This is a genomic window from Wolbachia endosymbiont (group A) of Acrocera orbiculus (genome assembly GCF_947250015.1).
Taxonomy (GTDB): domain Bacteria; phylum Pseudomonadota; class Alphaproteobacteria; order Rickettsiales; family Anaplasmataceae; genus Wolbachia; species Wolbachia pipientis.
The window spans coordinates 255554-272222 of the sequence record NZ_OX366272.1 but is presented as its reverse complement, the minus strand read 5'-3'; the positions used below and the strand labels follow the sequence as shown (position 1 = coordinate 272222).

Sequence of the window (16669 nt, the reverse complement as noted above, 5' to 3'; positions counted from 1 at the left end):
TCTATTATATTGATTTAATTATTATAGATTTATTAACGTCTTTGATAGATAATTACCATCCAAATCTAATTAAGTTCCTTAAGTATCAGATATAACAATGTTAATAAGCTAGTAAGAGGATATTATGGAAAAACAAAAAACACAAGCACTTAAATGGTTCTGTGCACTAAGAGATAAGATCATAGAATCTTTCTTATCAATTGAAAAACAATCATCCGCAGAACCAAAGATCGAAAAGAGAAAGTGGGATCGCCCAGGTGGTGGAGGTGGTGAATCTACAATTATTTTTGGTAATGTTTTTGAAAAAGTTGGAGTAAACGTTTCAAAAGTACACGGAAAATTTGCAGATTCAGCCATTAATGAGATTCCTGGTGCAAGTGAAAGTAACGGAGAGTTTTGGGCAAGCGGTATATCTTTAGTGTCTCATATGCAATCGCCCCTTATCCCTGCAGCACATATGAACACAAGGCTGATATATACTTCAAAACAATGGTTTGGTGGAGGAATGGATTTTACGCCAATATATAAAAATGAAGAAGATTGCAAGTATATCCATGAATCAATCAAAATGACATGTGATAGATTTGACACCGGATATTATCCAAAATTTAAAGAGCAATGTGACAATTATTTTTTCTTACAACACAGAAAAGAGCCACGTGGTATTGGTGGCATTTTCTATGATAATCTGAGTTCTGGCAACTGGGAAAACGATTTTGAGTTCACAAAAGCAGTAGGTGAAGCCTTTTTGGAAATTTATTCGCACGTCATACGTAAACATATGCAAAAATCTTGGACAAAAGAACAACGAGAAAATCAATTAATAAAACGTGGCAGATATGTAGAATTCAATCTGTTATACGATCGTGGCACAAGGTTTGGTTTAATGACTGACGGCAATCCAGATGCAATTATGATGTCAATGCCACCACTTGTTAAGTGGTTATAGAGAGCTGCTATTAGTAGAAAATAAATCATCATAGTTTAAAATTGTACCATGGTAGTGAGCTTTTATATAGGGGGTATAATCATGGGCATAATAGATAATTTTTTAATTAAATCTGTCAAAAACAATGACATAAAAGGTGTTAAACTGACTCTAATTCTCTATGATGCATTAAATAGTTTTAGAAAATTCTTTTCAAAGACTATGTCTTTCAAGAATACAGGATCATTTGATATAAATAATAATCAAGCTTTAAATCAGGCTTTAGGACATGCTACAGATCACAAAATAATGGAATTGCTGATTAATCGTGGAGCTGATATCCACTCAATAGATGAGAATGGAAAGAATGTTATAATTCGTGTTATTGAGAGTTTAGCAGAATCAAAAAATCTAAAATTGGATAGTGAGAAAAACTTACCAGCAGAGATAATTCTTCACCCCACAGTTTCCTTTTTACTAGGAAAAGGCGCAGAGTATTATTCTACAGATGATTTGAATATTGAAGCTATACAACAAAAACCTCCTAGAACTTTTGAGTATAAGTCAAAGAATACTAGCTATGATGCTTTGCCTTCAAAAGAGCCCATTTACGCTGAGGTGTATGACACTAAGGTTAGTAACTCATTAGGGGAGAATGGTTATTTGAGTGTATCAGAAGAATCTATTTATGCTGAAATATATGATTCACATAAAAAATCCACTGAAAATTTATCATTGGAAGATAGTGGTTATTTGAGTATATCAGAAGAACCTATTTATTGCACTATAGATGATCTTTCAGAACAAAAAAGCCTACTAGCCTAAAACAGAAAGAGCCAGAACAGTCGTCAGAACCTATTTATGCTAGGGTAGATTTGTCCAAGAAAAGAGCAGAAAGAAAAGCAAAAGACATAAAAGCTAATTCTGGAACTTGCCATGGGTTAGTGCAAGATAAAGTGAATGATTGGCAAGTGAAGCTAAATGAGCTAAGTGCTAATAAGTCGATAAGTCAGCAACAGACTAATGATCAAAAAATTAAGACCAAGGCTGGCTTTAGTGTAGAAGAAATAAGGCAGAAATATGAGCGTAGAGATTCTGGCTACGATTCTGGCTATGATTCCGATACAAAAGTTGAACAACAATTAGAATTAGCTCCTAAATCTGAGATAGGTTCAGTGAGTATTGAGCATGGAGTAATAGGAGGCTGTCGATATAAGATTACTGATATATCCCTCTAACTATATGATTCAAAATAATTGAATTGACTTTATATATGTAATCGATATAACCTAGTTAGATTCAAGTTGACTCTTTCGTCTAGTGGTTAGGACACCACCCTTTCACGGTGGTAACACGGGTTCAAATCCCGTAAGAGTCACTCAAGTAGAATATAATTAAAGTTTTGAATGGGAAAAATTAGGCTCTATGTTGAAGAAGCTTTATCACAAGGCGTGAGTTTAGCACTTAATCTACAACAAAGTCACTATATTTGCAATGTAATGCGGCTTAAGAAGTATGATAATCTCTCTCTTTTTAATGGAAAAGATGGAGAATGGTTAGGAGAAGTAGTTAATATATCGCGTAAATTGACAGAAGTTACACCCAAAGAATGCACTAAACAACAGCAATATGAGGAAAATTTATACCTGTATTGTGCCATGGTAAAAAGTGCTGCTTTGAACAACATAGTAAGACAGGCAACTGAAATGGGAGTAATCTGCATTCAATTTATTTCAACAGAACGTACAGTGGTAAAAAATATTAACCTAAGTAGAGCAAAATTACAAGCAATCGAAGCAGCGGAACAATCAGGTAGGATAAGTATACCAGAGATTTTGCCTCCTATTAACTTTTGTGAGTTACCTGATTCCCAAAGTAAAAATTTTGTTTTGTGTGATGAAACAGGTAAAGCTGATAAAGTGCTGAAAGGCAAAAAAAATGTTGCTATTATTGTTGGTCCTGAAGGTGGTTTTTCATCTTATGAACTTGATCTTGCCGATAAGTTTTGTCAAAAATTGAGTCTAGGAAAAAGAATTTTAAGGGTCGATACTGCTGTAGTTGCTGCACTCACTTTCACCAATTGGTGTAGCTAGATTTTTAAATATGGCTAAGGTTTGGGTCATAAAGAAATCTGGTTCAGTGTTGCGCGCACAAAAACCCTGTAGACTTTCTACGAAGCAGTCTGTTGTTAAAGAGGAGCTAATAAAAAACATATTCTAAGATAATATTAAATCTCATATTATATTTTTTCTAAAGTAAACAAATGAATCTTGCATTTTGCCTGAGTTATTGATACTCTGAGTAAAGAAGTCGGGGCGTAGCGCAGCCTGGTAGCGCATTTGGTTTGGGACCAAAGGGTCGGGAGTTCAAATCTCTCCGCCCCGATGTTAGTATAATTGTAAGAACGCTGTAACATAAGAGCAATCTCCATCAGTAAGCAAGTAGCTGACACTGGAATGACATTATTTGCCATGTAAATTATGGCATATTACATTTTAACGCTCAAGTTTATAAAATAATTGACAATGTTAATTTTCTAATTTATAAATAGATTTTGAAATGATTACCGAAGGAGGTATAGAGTTTGATAGAAGTATCAGTCCATTATGGTGATGTAGACAGAGCTCTTCCAGTATTGAAAAAAACAATTCAAAAGGAAGGAAGAGGGTTGAAAATGAAAAAACAATATCATGAAAAAAAATCAGAAAAAAGAGCTAAAAAGAAAGCTGAAGCTAAAAAAAAGAGGTACCAACAAGAGTGCAGAAGGCAACGTTATGGTTGGTAGTTTGTACTCAAGTTAATAGTTTATCATTGGTTATTTTATGAATATTCACGAATATCAAGCGAAAGAAGTTTTGCATAAATTTAATGTCCCAGTGCCAAAAGGTTTTGTTGCTACATCTGCAGAAGAAGTAAAGACTCAAGTAAGTCAATTAAAATCTGACGTGTTTGTAGTTAAAGCTCAAATTCATGCAGGTGGTAGGGGTAAAGCCGGTGGCGTAAAGCTAGCAAAGTCAGTTGAAGAAGCTCAACAGTTTGTAAAGGACATGATTGGTATGACTTTAGTTACTCATCAAACAGGGCCAAGCGGGCAGCAAGTAAGAAAAGTGTACGTTGAAGAAGGCTCAAGCATTAAGAAAGAGTATTATTTAAGCCTGGTAATCGACCCGAAGCTCAGTAGGCCAATATTCATATTTTCCTCAGAAGGTGGAATGGACATCGAAGAAGTGGCAAAAAATTCTCCTGCAAAAATTGTGAAATTTGATATTGATCCTGCTACAAGTTTTGATAGCAGCAAGTTAAGCAGCAGTTTTCATTTGAGTCCAGAACAAATAGAAAAGATATCGAACATTGCAAAAAAAATATATGATGCGTTTATTGCAACTGATGCGAGCCAAATTGAAATTAATCCACTGGTTGAAACAAATTCTGGAGATTTTATTGCGCTCGATGCAAAAATTAATTTCGATGATAATGCTTTATATCGTCACCCAGAAATTATGGAACTTCGTGATTATGATGAGGAAGTGAAAGAAGAGATAGAGGCTTCAAAGTATGGGCTCAGTTACATCAAAATGGATGGCAGTATTGGTTGCATGGTAAATGGTGCAGGTCTTGCTATGGCAACAATGGATATAATAAAATACTACGGAGCAGAGCCTGCTAACTTTTTGGATGTTGGTGGTGGAGCGAGTAAAGAAACTGTAACTGAAGCATTTAAAATCATATTGTCTGATAGCAACGTAAAAGGAATTCTGGTTAACATATTTGGTGGTATAATGCGTTGCGATATTATCGCAAGTGGAATTGTTGCGGCTGCAAAAGAAATGAGCATTAAAGTCCCTCTAGTGGTTAGATTATCAGGTACTAATTTTGAAGAAGGAAAAAAAATTTTAGAAGAGTCAGGATTAAATATTATTGCTGCAGATAAGCTAGATGAAGCTGCGCAAAAGATAGTAAAAGAGGTAAAATAAAGCATGTCCGTTTTAGTAAACAAAGATACAAGATTAATATGCCAGGGTTTTACTGGTGCACAAGGCACATTTCATTCAGAGCAAGCAATTGATTACGGAACGAAAATGGTGGGAGGTGTAACTCCTGGAAAGGGTGGGAGCACTCACCTTAATTTACCGGTTTTTAATACTGTAGCAGAAGCCAAAGAAAAAACCGGTGCAAATGCTACAGTTATATATGTACCTGCTAAATTTGCTGCTGCTGCAATACTTGAAGCAATAGATGCAAAAATAGAATTGATAATTTGTATTACAGAGGGCATTCCTATACTTGATATGGTGAAAGTTAAGCGTGCGCTTATCGGCTCAAAAAGTCGATTGATTGGTCCCAACTGCCCGGGAATTATTACACCTGAAGAATGCAAAATAGGAATTATGCCTGGCCATATCCATAAGCGTGGACACATAGGAATTATGTCTCGCTCCGGAACTTTAACTTACGAGGCAGTAGCACAAACAACCGCTGTTGGTCTTGGTCAATCCACATGTATCGGAATTGGGGGAGATCCAGTTCATGGTATGACATTTGTTGACTGTATGGAGCTCTTTTTAAAAGATGACGATACTCATGGTATTGTAGTTATTGGTGAAATAGGTGGAAACGAAGAAGAAGATGTATCACATTTTGTAAAAACAGAAAAAACTAAAAAGCCAATCGTTGGTTTTGTAGCAGGCCAAACGGCACCTCCAGGAAGACGTATGGGACACGCTGGAGCAATCATCTCTTCCAGCGGTGGAAGTGCTGGTGCAAAACTAGAAGTTATGCGGAGCGCTGGAATTGCAATTGCTGAAACCCCTGCAGTAATTGGTAAGAAGGTATTGGAAGTAATGCATCACTAGAATTAGGATCACAAAAACCCTATATCACCGGTCATGAATACGTTATTTGCCCATTCGATTAATAACTTGCCTCCTGGTAAATTTACTGAAGTCTGTTGGGCAACCAGATATCCACGTAGTGTGGATGCAACAAGTGCTGCACAGGCTGCACTACCGCATGATGCAGTAATGCCTGTACCTCTTTCCCAAACTCTTAAAGCTATTTCTCCAGACTTTTCAACTTGTGCAATACTAACATTAATTTTCCGAGGAAATAATGCGTGATTTTCTAGCTTTGGTCCTAAATTTCGCAATGGTATTTCACTTATGTTATCAACAAAAAAAACTATGTGAGGATTGCCAATATTTACTGCAACAGGATCTTTTAGCATTTCAAGCTCTATAGGTAAGTGAAGAGTGTCACACTCAGTAGACAAGGGAATTTCATGCCATTTTAGCAAAGGTTTACCCATGTTAACCTTTATGGATTTATCACCCACTTTAAAACACTCTAAAATGCGTTTGCTTGTTAGCTCAATAATGGAGTATTCAGCACCTTTTTCTGACATTATCAAATATCCAACACAGCGTGCTGCGTTTCCGCACATTTCAGCTCGACTGCCATCAGCATTATAGATATGCATAAAACAGTCTGCAGCATTAGACATTGTTATAATTATCACTTGATCACAACTGCTTTGATCAGCAATTTGTCTATGGTTCCAGTCTAAATTGTTTGTTGAACGTGAGTCTATGATAACGAAATTGTTACCAGTGCCGTGCATTTTGATAAAATTTTCAGAATTTTGGCCACTCATCATAAAAAAATATTTCTTCTATTGGTCTTCTTTTCTTCTTACTTGTTTCAGCACCCTCTTCTTCGTAACCAACCGCTATCACTGACATTACGTTAAAGTCATTGGGTATATTGAACTCTTTCACTATTTTATCTCTATCAAATCCACCCATTTGATGGGCCATTAAGTTCATAACTGCAGCTTGTAACATAAGTCCATAATTTGCTGCACCAGTATCATGATTAGCCCAAAGATTTTCTCCTTTACCTTGTTTACGGAAGTTTTTAGCACTTAAAGATATGATTAACACTTGTGCATCTTTTGCCCATTTTTGATTAGATTCATCAAGGCAATTTAGCAGCTTTTCCCATGCGCTTTGATTGTTCTGTTTGTTGCATATTACGTATCTCCAGGGTTCATCACCAAAACATGAGGGAGTCAGCCTTACAGCTTCCATTAAAATATCCATGTCTTCCTGAGATATTGCTCTTGTAGGATCGTATGAACGTCCGCTGTGTCTTGCTTTCATCAACGATAATAGATCTTGTTTACTCATCATTTTTAATTTAATAGTGCATAAATAATTCATTGTAGCACAATATAAGCAAAATTTAAATTGCAAAACCTCTCATACACATATATTACATTTAATAAGTTATTTTTATTGGGAAGGTATGTTTATAACACAATCTAGCAGCAGATCAACACTGGCTGAAATATTGTCTTGCGTTTTACTTTTATTCTTGATGGCTCAAATAAGTATACCATTGCAGCCTGTGCCTATCACATTGCAAACTTTAGGAGTAATGCTTATTGGGCTTAAATTTAACCGCAGAACAGCATTCTATTCTGTGCTTACATATCTATCACTTGGTGCAGCAGGATTGCCTGTTCTTGCGAATTTTTCTGGTGGTTATCACGCTCTTCTTGGACCAACCGGTGGATATTTAATTGGCTGTTTAGCTGCTGTTATGGTAATGAGCAAAGTAAATGAATTACTGAACTCTAAATATAAATCATTTGTGTGTAATTCTTTAAGTTGTCTGGCTGGTACAGTTGTAATCTTTATTTGTGGTGTTAGTTGGCTTGCTGTTTACTTGGGTCTGGGACAAGCAATAATGGTGGGTGTTTTACCATTTATCCTTCCTGGTTTGGTAAAAATTTTTCTACTTGTAGCAGCTTTGCAATATTTGAAAAAATGATAAAATTCCGCCCTCATCATTTCATGTGCACCCTCGCGTTTCGGGGATATGGGTATTCTCAGGGTTTTGTAGAAAATTATAAAAGGATAGCAAGCAAAGTAATTAGTACTCAAATCGAAGTAGTTGGTAACCTTGATAATATCTGTAGTGCTTGTCCAAATCAGACTAAACAAGGTAAATGCACCACACAAGCTAAAGTTTTAGAGCTAGATAGAAGGCATATGGAAATTTTAGGAATTAAAATTGGCGAGACTTTAACTTGGAATGAGGCAGTAAAAAAGATTAGGGAGAAAATGTCTTTAAAGAAATTCGAGTACGCATGTGAGGGGTGCAACTGGCAGCCATATGGAATATGTAAAAATGCCCTTTTAAATCTACAAAGGTAGTTGACAAAATGTTAAGATAAATTGAAGCATTTTTGTGGAAATAAAGCGAAATATGGAAGACAAAAGATAAATGCATTCTGAAAAGCTACACAGCATGTTCGTCCCGCTAATTAATAATATCTTTATTATTGTATGAGATAGGTAATTTAGCATTTATGAATTTGTAATGTGTTACGCATAGCTCAAAGAAATAAGGTTTACTGGTTACACGCTGCAGCCAATGCCACAACACTAGGACCTATGTTTATCTGCATGTTAATTTGCGTTGTGATTTTATGGAGGTCTTCTGTTACCTATGCTAGTGAAAATTTGGAGATACAAAAGGCCTTCGATAGTGTTGTCAAGCATATAAAAGCTGATAAAAAATATAAAGATCTTGATGTTATTGAGAGAAAAAGTGACAAATTTAATATCAAAATTTCGCAGAATTCTGGCAAGAGTTTTGACATATACTCTACTTTAAAAAAAGCAAAAGATTCCTTTGAATCAGGAGATAATGAAGCAGCTATTTCTCTCCTTAATCAGATTATCGCAAAGTTTCCTTATCATAAAAATGCTTTAATTGGATTGGGAAATATTTATTACGCTAATAAAGAATACAAAAAAGCTGTAGAGATTTACACAAGACTGTTAAAAGAACACCCTAGTAACCCTTACATATTAAAAAATTTTCTGACGATAATCTCACAATATGATCCTGATCTGGCGTTGAGTGAAATGTTAAAATTGTATGATATACATAAAAATTATGCTCCTTTATTAGCAAATTTAGGTCTGATCTATATGAAAAAGGAGGATTATGTAAAAGGTAAAGAGTATATGATAACTGCTATTTCCCTCGATGAAAACAATATTTTTTATACTTATAATTTAGCTGTTATTCTAGATAAACTTTCAGATTTTCAAAATGCTACAATATTCTACTTAAAGTTGTTAAACATGGCTACAACTTCGAAAGATGTGAGTGAAAAAATACCTTTATACAAAGTGACAGCAAGACTAAAATTTATAAAACTTCACAGCACGCACCCAAAGATTTCATAAAAGCTTATAGCTTACCTAAAGCTAATTTATCGTATCTGTTCAAGGGAGTGGCTAATGTGCAAATATTGAAGCAAAGTGTGTGACACACAGCTGTACGAACATTTGTTTGCAAAGGTAATTTGCACAACAAATGCATAACTGTACGAACATTGTGATTTTGGCCCATCAGATCCCAGTGCTTGACACTGGGATCCAGCCTTTTTATAATCATCAAAACATTGTATTTTAACATAAAACGGCTACTTTTATGCTTACCAACTTAATAAAATTCCTGGATCCCAGTGGGCTTTGTTGCATCACACTTTATGAGATGGTGATTTATGGTAAATTCATGTAACTATCTCAAATTTAGCCATACCAATATCAGTGAATTTATTAAGCAAATAGCATTTGATTAGCAGTTCTTTTTCTCGATTTATCTCAGATTTATTCCTAAAACTAAATCCGAATATTTGCTTTAATCTTGAGAAAAACCCTTCAATATAAGATCTTTTCCCATAATTTACTTCTTTTTTCCATTCTTTCATGCCATCTTCACCGTATAATTTTATTAACCTAATAGCAGCATTCCTGTCAGACATATAATCTATTTCTGGATGTTCTGCCGCATTGTTTATTGGTGGAATTTTTGTCTTTATATCATATTTGTTACACAACTTATAAAACTTGTGCCTATCACATGCTCTATCTGCATATAGTGCTTTTATGGCATGCTGAAAATCAACTTCTTTTAGCAAATCACAAGCTCCATAGTGATCAGAGTAGACACCGTTACTGTATTTTACAGCTATGGCTTTTTTGTTGTTTATATTCAACATTACGTGCAATTTTCTCGTTTGCTCATAGCCACGATATTTTCTGTCAGTGCTATTTTCCTTGCTGTGACCAGGAGTGTTGTTGTATATACTAATTCCTGTACTGTCTATAGCAATTTCGATATCTTCCATATTATTTTTATCAATTCTGCAATCATTTATCTTAATATTAAGTTTCTTAAACCTTCTTGATGCTTGTGAATAGCTGATATAGCATTTCTCATAATAGTCCAAACAGGTCATAGGAAGGCAGAATCAACAGCACGAAGAAAGGATTCGAATAGAGGAATGTTTTTCCTGGCTCTGTTTTTTATAGCAAACCAATGATGCTCAATTTTGTTGAAATCTGGAGAATAAGGCGGCAGATACAAAATTTCTGCACCAACCCCTTTAGCAAGCTCGATAATCTTATCAGACTTATGAAAAGTAGCATTGTCAAGAATGACAGTCTGTCCAGGTTCCAAGATCGGTGTCAAAAATTGCTCAAACCATCCATTAAAAACATCCATATTACAGTGGCCTTCAAAGGTTAACGGAACAACTATCTTTCTTCCACTTAAGGCTGCAACCATACTGATTCGTTGAGTTTTCTTTCCAGATTTTAAGGCATAAAACCGCCGTCCTTTCTGGCAATATCCGTAGGGGTAGTCTTCGGTGTTATCAATGCCAGACTCATCTATATACACTAAGTTTTTAGGTTCTTTTGTCGCTATAATTTTCAAAAATTCAGCACGTTTTTCTTCGTTTCTTTCCTTGTATCCATATGTCTTTTTTTGCGCGTAAATCCAATTTTTTTAAGGGCTCGATAGATCGTTTGGATACTAACGTTGTTCCAAAGTTTAGCCATTTCCGATAGAGTCTTTCCTCCGTGTTCTCTGGCAAATTTGGCAAAGGTATCCCAGTCGGTAATTTTGTGATTGTAACCCCCATTTCCAAGTTTTTTTGATTGAAAGTCTCCTGTTTCTTTTCTTCTTTGCTGCCACTCCCATAAAGTAGTTCGTCCAATCTTAAATCTTGCTGCCACTGTTTCTCTGCTTTCTCCTTCGTCTAGCGCTTCCATTGCTTTTTTTCTTAAATCATAACTATATGCTGCTGGCATTCAACCTCCTTATCATCATCTATCCTTATCCTATCACATCCGGACTTTTATCGAAAGAGCTATATTTTTATCAATTCTGCAATCATTTATCTTAATATTAAGTTTCTTAAACCTTCTTGATGCTTGTGAATAGCTGATAACTGCCAAATCTCTTCCTATTTGTTGCAAATACCCTTTTATAAACCCGACTGTTTGTCTTAAACCAATTCTAAAGAAACTGACGATTATATGCACCAAAATCACAACTTTATCACTATAAATATAGTTGCCGCCCTGCATTTTTGGACAATTCTCGTACCAATTTTCTATGGCGTCATTGATATAACAAAAAATGCTTCCTCTTTCTTGGAGAAATTTGTTATATTCATGGCAGTTACTGACTCTCATTTTTTGTGGCATATTTTTTCTTCAACAGTTAAATGGCTATTTATAATGAATTTTGTCAGTAACTGCCAGTTCTTTTCACTTGAGCGATGCAACAAAGCCCACTGGGATCCAGGAAAAAAGAGCATAGATCCAGTGGATGGCAGGAATTGGTGTCATGAAAGTAGCTGATGCTAGAATTTAGCTTTTTATGCAGCCTTATCAATTTAGTATAAGATCAGCTATTTTTCATACTCAACAAATCAGTTTACAAGCAAACTTTCCTGGATCCCAGTGGGCTTTGTTGCATCGCTACTTATGAAAGGCTAACTATAGTTAGGATTATAAGCAACCTATTGAAAATCTTGTTTTTTTGCAATCAATCTGATCAAATTTAAGAATAGTAATTTGTTATTTATATTAATAAATTTAATTCTATTGAAAATAGCTAAAGCATTGAAATTCTTGAATTTTAGCCGGATTGGTAAATGGTAGTGAAATTTCTTTTACTCAAATTTAGGTATTCATTGACCGTTCTTGTTATAAATACCAGAATAATAAGCTACTGATATTCGCTATCTTTTTTATCTTTAATCCATCATAGCTAGCGATGCAACAAAGCCATCCCAGTGTCAAGCACTGGGATGACACCCTCCTTGGCAAACAATGTTCGTACAGCTATGTGCGTGACGCTGGCGCTGGAATCTAGAAAAAAATAGATCCAAGTAGTCAAGCTACTTGGATGATACTGACTGCTAATTTTTTATGCAAGAGGTCCAATCATTCACCGTTCTTGCAAGTGATAGCACTCTCACTTCTTTTGCACCGGAGTTTAAAATTTCCTGAGAGCAAGATCTTACAGTTGCTCCGGTTGTTACCACATCGTCAACTAATATCACGATTTTATTTTCGATAATTTCTTTGTTGCTTATACTAAAAGCCTTCTTTAAATTTTTTTCACGCTGTTTAAGTGAAAGACCAGCTTGAGGCGCAGTATGGCGAAGGCGTTTTATTGCAAATGGCGTATAGGATAAATTGGACAACTTACTCAATTCTTTTGCAAGCAGTGCTGCTTGATTATATTTACGTTTAAACAAGCGCATTTTATGTAACGGTATAGGAATTATGATCTCTGCGTTCTGAAATGTATCCTGATTAGCTTGGTGTATCCACTTTGCATAGATTTTTACGTAATTCAAATTATCAAAAAATTTGAAATTTATAATCATGTTTCTACTATGTTGATCATAAGCAAAAACTGATCTTAATACTTTAAACGGTGGAGGATTGATGATGCACTTACCACACGTATAAATATTGTCTGAGATTACTACGCCATAAACATTGCAGTAATGCTTAGTTAGAAAATTGATTTTTTTGTTGCATTCACTACACAGATTAAGATTTTCATCAATGATACATTCGCAACTTACGCATACGCTTGGAAATATGAGATTTGTAGCTTTTTTTAGTAAGAGAAGGTTCACAACTCATTAAATATATTATAAAATAATTTATATAGTATAGCTAAAGTAACTTAAGCTTACACTCTTTCACTTTTTATTTCATTTCAATATAGTTCAAACTGAGCCACTGCTGAGTGCTGTAGCTAGTGCAAGTCAGGTTTTCCTACGTCATACCGCCGCGGTATCTCTAGATCCCGCTAACAAGCAGCGGGATGACGAATTTGTCGTTTATCAAATCGTCGGTAAACCTAAGTCACTTTAGTTATAGTATCAAACATAAAGGTTGCAATATTATGTTGGCTGCTAAAATAGCACCAAGTGCACACAATGAATACACTTTCTCTGCCCTGTGACCCACGTTTATCATTATCTTGATAATACTTGTTATAATTGTCTTTACTCTCAACTCCACAAATTACATCTTTCACAGGTCCTAGCACATTATCAACGTAACGTACAGATTTATAGAAACTATTTTCTGGAACTAGTGTGTTATCTTCTGCTTTCTTAGCAGGTACAACTCCATATTCAACGTACCTTCTAAAGTATCGATATACTGACATTACCCTCTCCAAATCATAAATATGCAACATAGTCAATAATGATTAAGAAATAGTTTATAATAAATATGTTTTAAGATACCTGCCTGTAACACTTTCTGGAATTTTTACCACTTCTTCTGGAGTTCCAGTAGCAATCACTTCTCCGCCTTTTATTCCGCCCTCTGGTCCGATGTCTATTATATAATCTGCAGTTTTTATAACGTGCAAATTGTGCTCGATAACTATAACAGTGTTTCCCAGATCGACTAATCTATGGAGTATTTTTAGTAAGTTATTTATATCTTCAAAGTGTAATCCAGTTGTTGGCTCATCAAGAATATACAATGTTCTTCCGGTAAATCGTTTTGATAGCTCCTTGGACAGCTTTATTCGTTGTGCTTCACCCCCAGACAGCGTTGTTGACGACTGTCCGAGTTTTATATAGCCAAGCCCCACTTCCTGCAAAGAAATCAACTTTTCTTTTACCATTGGAAGGTTTTCAAAAAAATCACAAGCTTGATCTATCGTCATATCAAGGACATCAGAGATTGATTTTTCTTTATAAGTAACTTCCAATGTTTCCCGATTATACCTTCGCCCTTTACACTGCTCACACTTCACATAAACGTCCGGTAGAAAATGCATCTCTATCTTTAAGTGCCCATCACCTTTACAAGCCTCACACCTTCCCCCTCTGGTATTAAATGAAAACCGGCCTATATTATATCCCCTTGCTTTTGACTCCGAAAGACCTGCAAACCAATTTCTTATATGAGTGAACATACCAACATATGTTGCTGGATTTGACGCAGGAGTTCTACCAATTGGCGACTGATCAACTTCTATAACTTTATCTATATATTCAAGGCCTTCTATTCTATCACACTGACCATACCTTGCAGACGAATGATGTATCTTATGTGCTGAATATTTATATAACGTTTCTATGACTAAACTTGATTTTCCCCCTCCTGATATTCCAGTAACACAAATAAGATTCCCTATAGGAAATTTAACGTTCACATTTTTTAAGTTATTTTCACATGCATTTATTACTTTTATGAACTGAGTTGCTTGCTTTCTTCTCCTTGGAATTAAAATTTTTTTCTCTCCACTCAAATATTGCCCTGTTATGCTCCCCGAATTTCTTTGCACCTGGTCTGGTGTTCCTTCTGCAACAACTTTTCCACCATTTACGCCAGCTCCAGGACCAATATCAATCGCATAATCAGCAGCCATTATTGTATCTTCATCATGCTCAACAACGATTACAGTGTTACCCATGTCTCTCAAGTTTTTCAGTGTAGCAATTAACCGATCATTATCGCATTGATGAAGGCCTATCGAGGGTTCATCAAGCACGTACAGCACTCCTGTTAAACCAGAGCCAATTTGTGAAGCAAGTCTGATCCTCTGACTCTCACCGCCAGAGAGAGTGCTAGATTCTCGATCAAGCGTTAGGTAATTCAACCCTACATTCTTTAAAAATGCTAGCCTCTTGATTATTTCATTTAATATTTTACTTGAGATCTGCTTCTGTTGTTCTGTGAGCTTGTCTGGCAAATTTTCAAACCACTTAAGGGATTCATCGATGCTGAGCCTAGATATTTCACCTATATGTTTGCTATCAATTTTTACTGTAAGCGCTTCTTTTTTCAATCTATAGCCAGTACATTCTCTGCAGTGAGTGACAGAGCAATATCGCTCAACAAGTGTTTCATCATAATCCATCTGGTTCTCCAAGATACTGATCAAACCTTGAAATTTATTAGAGCCAAAGAGTATCATATCTTTTACTTCTTGATCTATGTTCTTCCACGGAATATCAAGGTTAAATTTGTAGTTTTCAGCCAGTGATAGAATTGCACTTTTTAGAAATCCATAACCTGTGTGCACTTGACGGAACATTGATCCCACTGGCTTTAAAGCACCCTCAGATATTGAAAGAGTTTCATCCGGTACTATTAGCTTTATATCAACACTTAGTTTTTTACCAAGCCCATTACACGAACCACATGCACCGTAAGGGCTGTTAAAAGAAAATAATCTTGGTTCTATTTCCTCAAGAGTGAAACCAGACTCGGGGCATGCAAAATTCTCTGAAAAAGTTAGAATTTGACCATTTTTATACTCGGAATTATGGTTGTCAGGTAGGTTTACTATTTCTACATACATTAGACCATTACCAAGTTTTAGTGCGGATTCTATACTACTTGGCAGTCGATTTCCTATATCGCCCAATATTGATATTCTATCTGCAACCACAAAAACGTCGTGTTTCTTGTTCTTATCGAGTTTAGGCAAGTCATCTACATTGTACACTTCACCATCTATTTTGAACCTTACGTAACCTTGTCTTTTAATTTCCAATATCTCTTTAAGATGTTCTCCCTTTCTACCACGCACAACAGGGGCAAGTATATATATCTTAGTTTCTAAAGGTAACACAATTATAGTGTCTACAATTTGAGACACCGTTTGTTTTGTTATTGGTAATCCAGTTGCAGGTGAATAAGGAACTCCTATTCGTGCATATACTAAGCGCAAGTAATCGTAAATTTCGGTAACAGTTCCAACTGTTGACCTTGGATTTTTTGAGATCGATTTCTGGTTGATAGATATTGCAGGAGAGAGACCTGTAATCGACTCAACATCTGGTTTATCCTGAATGTTGAGAAATTGACGCGCGTAAGCTGACAGGCTTTCAACGTACCGGCGTTGGCCTTCTGCATAAATCGTATCAAATGCAAGGCTAGACTTGCCAGAACCACTTAGCCCAGTTATAACAACTAGCTTATTTTTCGGTATATTGACGTCTACACCTTGCAGATTATGTTCCCTTGCGCCCTTAACTCTGATAAAATCGTCCATATTATACCATATAGCGTATTAACCATTATAGCCTCAAAATACGTGAATTTATAGTGATATATTGATTTTCTATTGATTTTTTCAACTGTTACGGAAAATTAGGCAGCGTTTGATAAATCGTCATTCCGCTACTTGTTAGCGGCTGAGATACCGCGACGGTATGAAGGTTAAGTAGGCCAGTGCCCCGATGATGTCATCCCAGTGTCAAGCACATAGCTGTACGAACGTTGTAGTTTAGGAGCAATTCCCACCAGTGGGCCAGTGCCCAGACACTGGTTCTATGCAACTTAATTAAAAACGTTTGTTTTAGCGTAAGACAACTAC

16 protein-coding genes, 2 tRNA genes and 2 pseudogenes are annotated in these 16669 nt (G+C 35.7%); 12 read left to right on the top strand and 8 right to left on the bottom strand.

Features of this window, described 5'->3' with window-relative positions:
• Nucleotides 1-124 precede the first annotated feature (124 nt).
• From hemF to sucD, 9 genes are all read left to right on the top strand, one after another.
• Nucleotides 125-949: an oxygen-dependent coproporphyrinogen oxidase gene (gene hemF, locus OOL03_RS01395; RefSeq protein ID WP_264707465.1), complete on the top strand. Its 825-nt coding sequence runs from the start codon at nucleotides 125-127 to the stop codon at nucleotides 947-949.
• Nucleotides 950-1030: 81 nt separating this feature from the next.
• Complete coding sequence (locus tag OOL03_RS01390; RefSeq protein WP_264707464.1) at nucleotides 1031-1753, top strand: hypothetical protein; 723 nt, start codon at nucleotides 1031-1033, stop codon at nucleotides 1751-1753.
• Nucleotides 1754-1803: 50 nt separating this feature from the next.
• A complete protein-coding gene (locus OOL03_RS01385; protein WP_223823129.1) occupies nucleotides 1804-2166 on the top strand; it encodes a hypothetical protein in 363 nt (120 codons plus the stop codon).
• A 68-nt stretch (nucleotides 2167-2234) separates the two neighbouring features.
• Nucleotides 2235-2306 (top strand) — tRNA-Glu (locus OOL03_RS01380).
• A gap of 28 nt (nucleotides 2307-2334) precedes the next feature.
• The gene (locus OOL03_RS01375) at nucleotides 2335-3021 is read left to right on the top strand and encodes a 16S rRNA (uracil(1498)-N(3))-methyltransferase (protein WP_264707463.1); all 687 of its coding nucleotides are present in this window, start codon (nucleotides 2335-2337) and stop codon (nucleotides 3019-3021) included.
• Between the two features lie 218 nt (nucleotides 3022-3239).
• Nucleotides 3240-3313, top strand: a tRNA-Pro gene (locus OOL03_RS01370).
• 199 nt (nucleotides 3314-3512) lie between these two features.
• Nucleotides 3513-3713 (top strand): 30S ribosomal protein S21, encoded by a 201-nt coding sequence (rpsU, locus tag OOL03_RS01365; RefSeq protein ID WP_006279819.1) that lies wholly within the window; start codon nucleotides 3513-3515, stop codon nucleotides 3711-3713.
• A gap of 37 nt (nucleotides 3714-3750) precedes the next feature.
• Nucleotides 3751-4902, top strand: coding sequence for an ADP-forming succinate--CoA ligase subunit beta (gene sucC, locus OOL03_RS01360; protein ID WP_264707462.1), 1152 nt, complete (start codon nucleotides 3751-3753; stop codon nucleotides 4900-4902).
• A 3-nt stretch (nucleotides 4903-4905) separates the two neighbouring features.
• A complete protein-coding gene (gene sucD, locus OOL03_RS01355; protein ID WP_006279821.1) occupies nucleotides 4906-5781 on the top strand; it encodes a succinate--CoA ligase subunit alpha in 876 nt (291 codons plus the stop codon).
• 8 nt (nucleotides 5782-5789) lie between these two features.
• On the opposite strand, the gene dapF is transcribed toward sucD, so the two are convergent.
• Together dapF and OOL03_RS01345 are read right to left on the bottom strand one after the other, a co-directional pair.
• Entirely contained in the window at nucleotides 5790-6578 is a 789-nt protein-coding gene (gene dapF / locus OOL03_RS01350; RefSeq protein WP_006279822.1) for a diaminopimelate epimerase, read from the bottom strand.
• Nucleotides 6559-7146: a nitroreductase family protein gene (locus OOL03_RS01345; protein WP_006279823.1), complete on the bottom strand. Its 588-nt coding sequence runs from the start codon at nucleotides 7144-7146 to the stop codon at nucleotides 6559-6561. Before OOL03_RS01345 ends, dapF begins: the two co-directional genes overlap by 20 nt.
• Nucleotides 7147-7231: 85 nt before the next feature.
• On the opposite strand from OOL03_RS01345, the gene OOL03_RS01340 reads away from it, so the two are divergent.
• The 3 genes from OOL03_RS01340 (at nucleotide 7232) to OOL03_RS01330 (ending at nucleotide 9189) form a co-directional block, all read left to right on the top strand.
• Nucleotides 7232-7759, top strand: coding sequence for a biotin transporter BioY (locus OOL03_RS01340; RefSeq protein WP_006279824.1), 528 nt, complete (start codon nucleotides 7232-7234; stop codon nucleotides 7757-7759).
• Entirely contained in the window at nucleotides 7756-8145 is a 390-nt protein-coding gene (locus tag OOL03_RS01335; protein ID WP_006279825.1) for a DUF1284 domain-containing protein, read from the top strand. The genes OOL03_RS01340 and OOL03_RS01335 overlap by 4 nt, the downstream gene beginning before the upstream one ends.
• Nucleotides 8146-8313: 168 nt before the next feature.
• The gene (locus OOL03_RS01330; protein ID WP_264707461.1) at nucleotides 8314-9189 is read left to right on the top strand and encodes a tetratricopeptide repeat protein; all 876 of its coding nucleotides are present in this window, start codon (nucleotides 8314-8316) and stop codon (nucleotides 9187-9189) included.
• A gap of 329 nt (nucleotides 9190-9518) precedes the next feature.
• Here the strand turns inward: OOL03_RS01330 and OOL03_RS01325 are convergent.
• The 6 genes and pseudogenes from OOL03_RS01325 to uvrA form a co-directional block, all read right to left on the bottom strand.
• Nucleotides 9519-10214: pseudogene (locus OOL03_RS01325) on the bottom strand (transposase); the annotation flags it as partial.
• A 29-nt stretch (nucleotides 10215-10243) separates the two neighbouring features.
• Nucleotides 10244-11103, bottom strand: a protein-coding gene (locus tag OOL03_RS01320; protein ID WP_264707019.1) for an IS630 family transposase whose coding sequence is annotated in 2 segments (ribosomal slippage) — nucleotides 10244-10779 and nucleotides 10779-11103 — 861 coding nt in all. Because the reading frame shifts where the segments join, the coding sequence is not laid out codon by codon here.
• 42 nt (nucleotides 11104-11145) lie between these two features.
• Nucleotides 11146-11502, bottom strand: a pseudogene (locus OOL03_RS01315) (transposase); the annotation flags it as partial.
• 719 nt (nucleotides 11503-12221) lie between these two features.
• Nucleotides 12222-12953 (bottom strand): ComF family protein, encoded by a 732-nt coding sequence (locus OOL03_RS01310; RefSeq protein WP_264707459.1) that lies wholly within the window; start codon nucleotides 12951-12953, stop codon nucleotides 12222-12224.
• A gap of 227 nt (nucleotides 12954-13180) precedes the next feature.
• A complete protein-coding gene (locus OOL03_RS01305) occupies nucleotides 13181-13525 on the bottom strand; it encodes a hypothetical protein (RefSeq protein WP_264707458.1) in 345 nt (114 codons plus the stop codon).
• Nucleotides 13526-13549: 24 nt separating this feature from the next.
• On the bottom strand, nucleotides 13550-16345 hold the full coding sequence (uvrA, locus tag OOL03_RS01300; protein WP_264707457.1) for an excinuclease ABC subunit UvrA: 2796 nt from the start codon (nucleotides 16343-16345) through the stop codon (nucleotides 13550-13552).
• Between the last annotated feature and the right edge of the window lie 324 nt (nucleotides 16346-16669).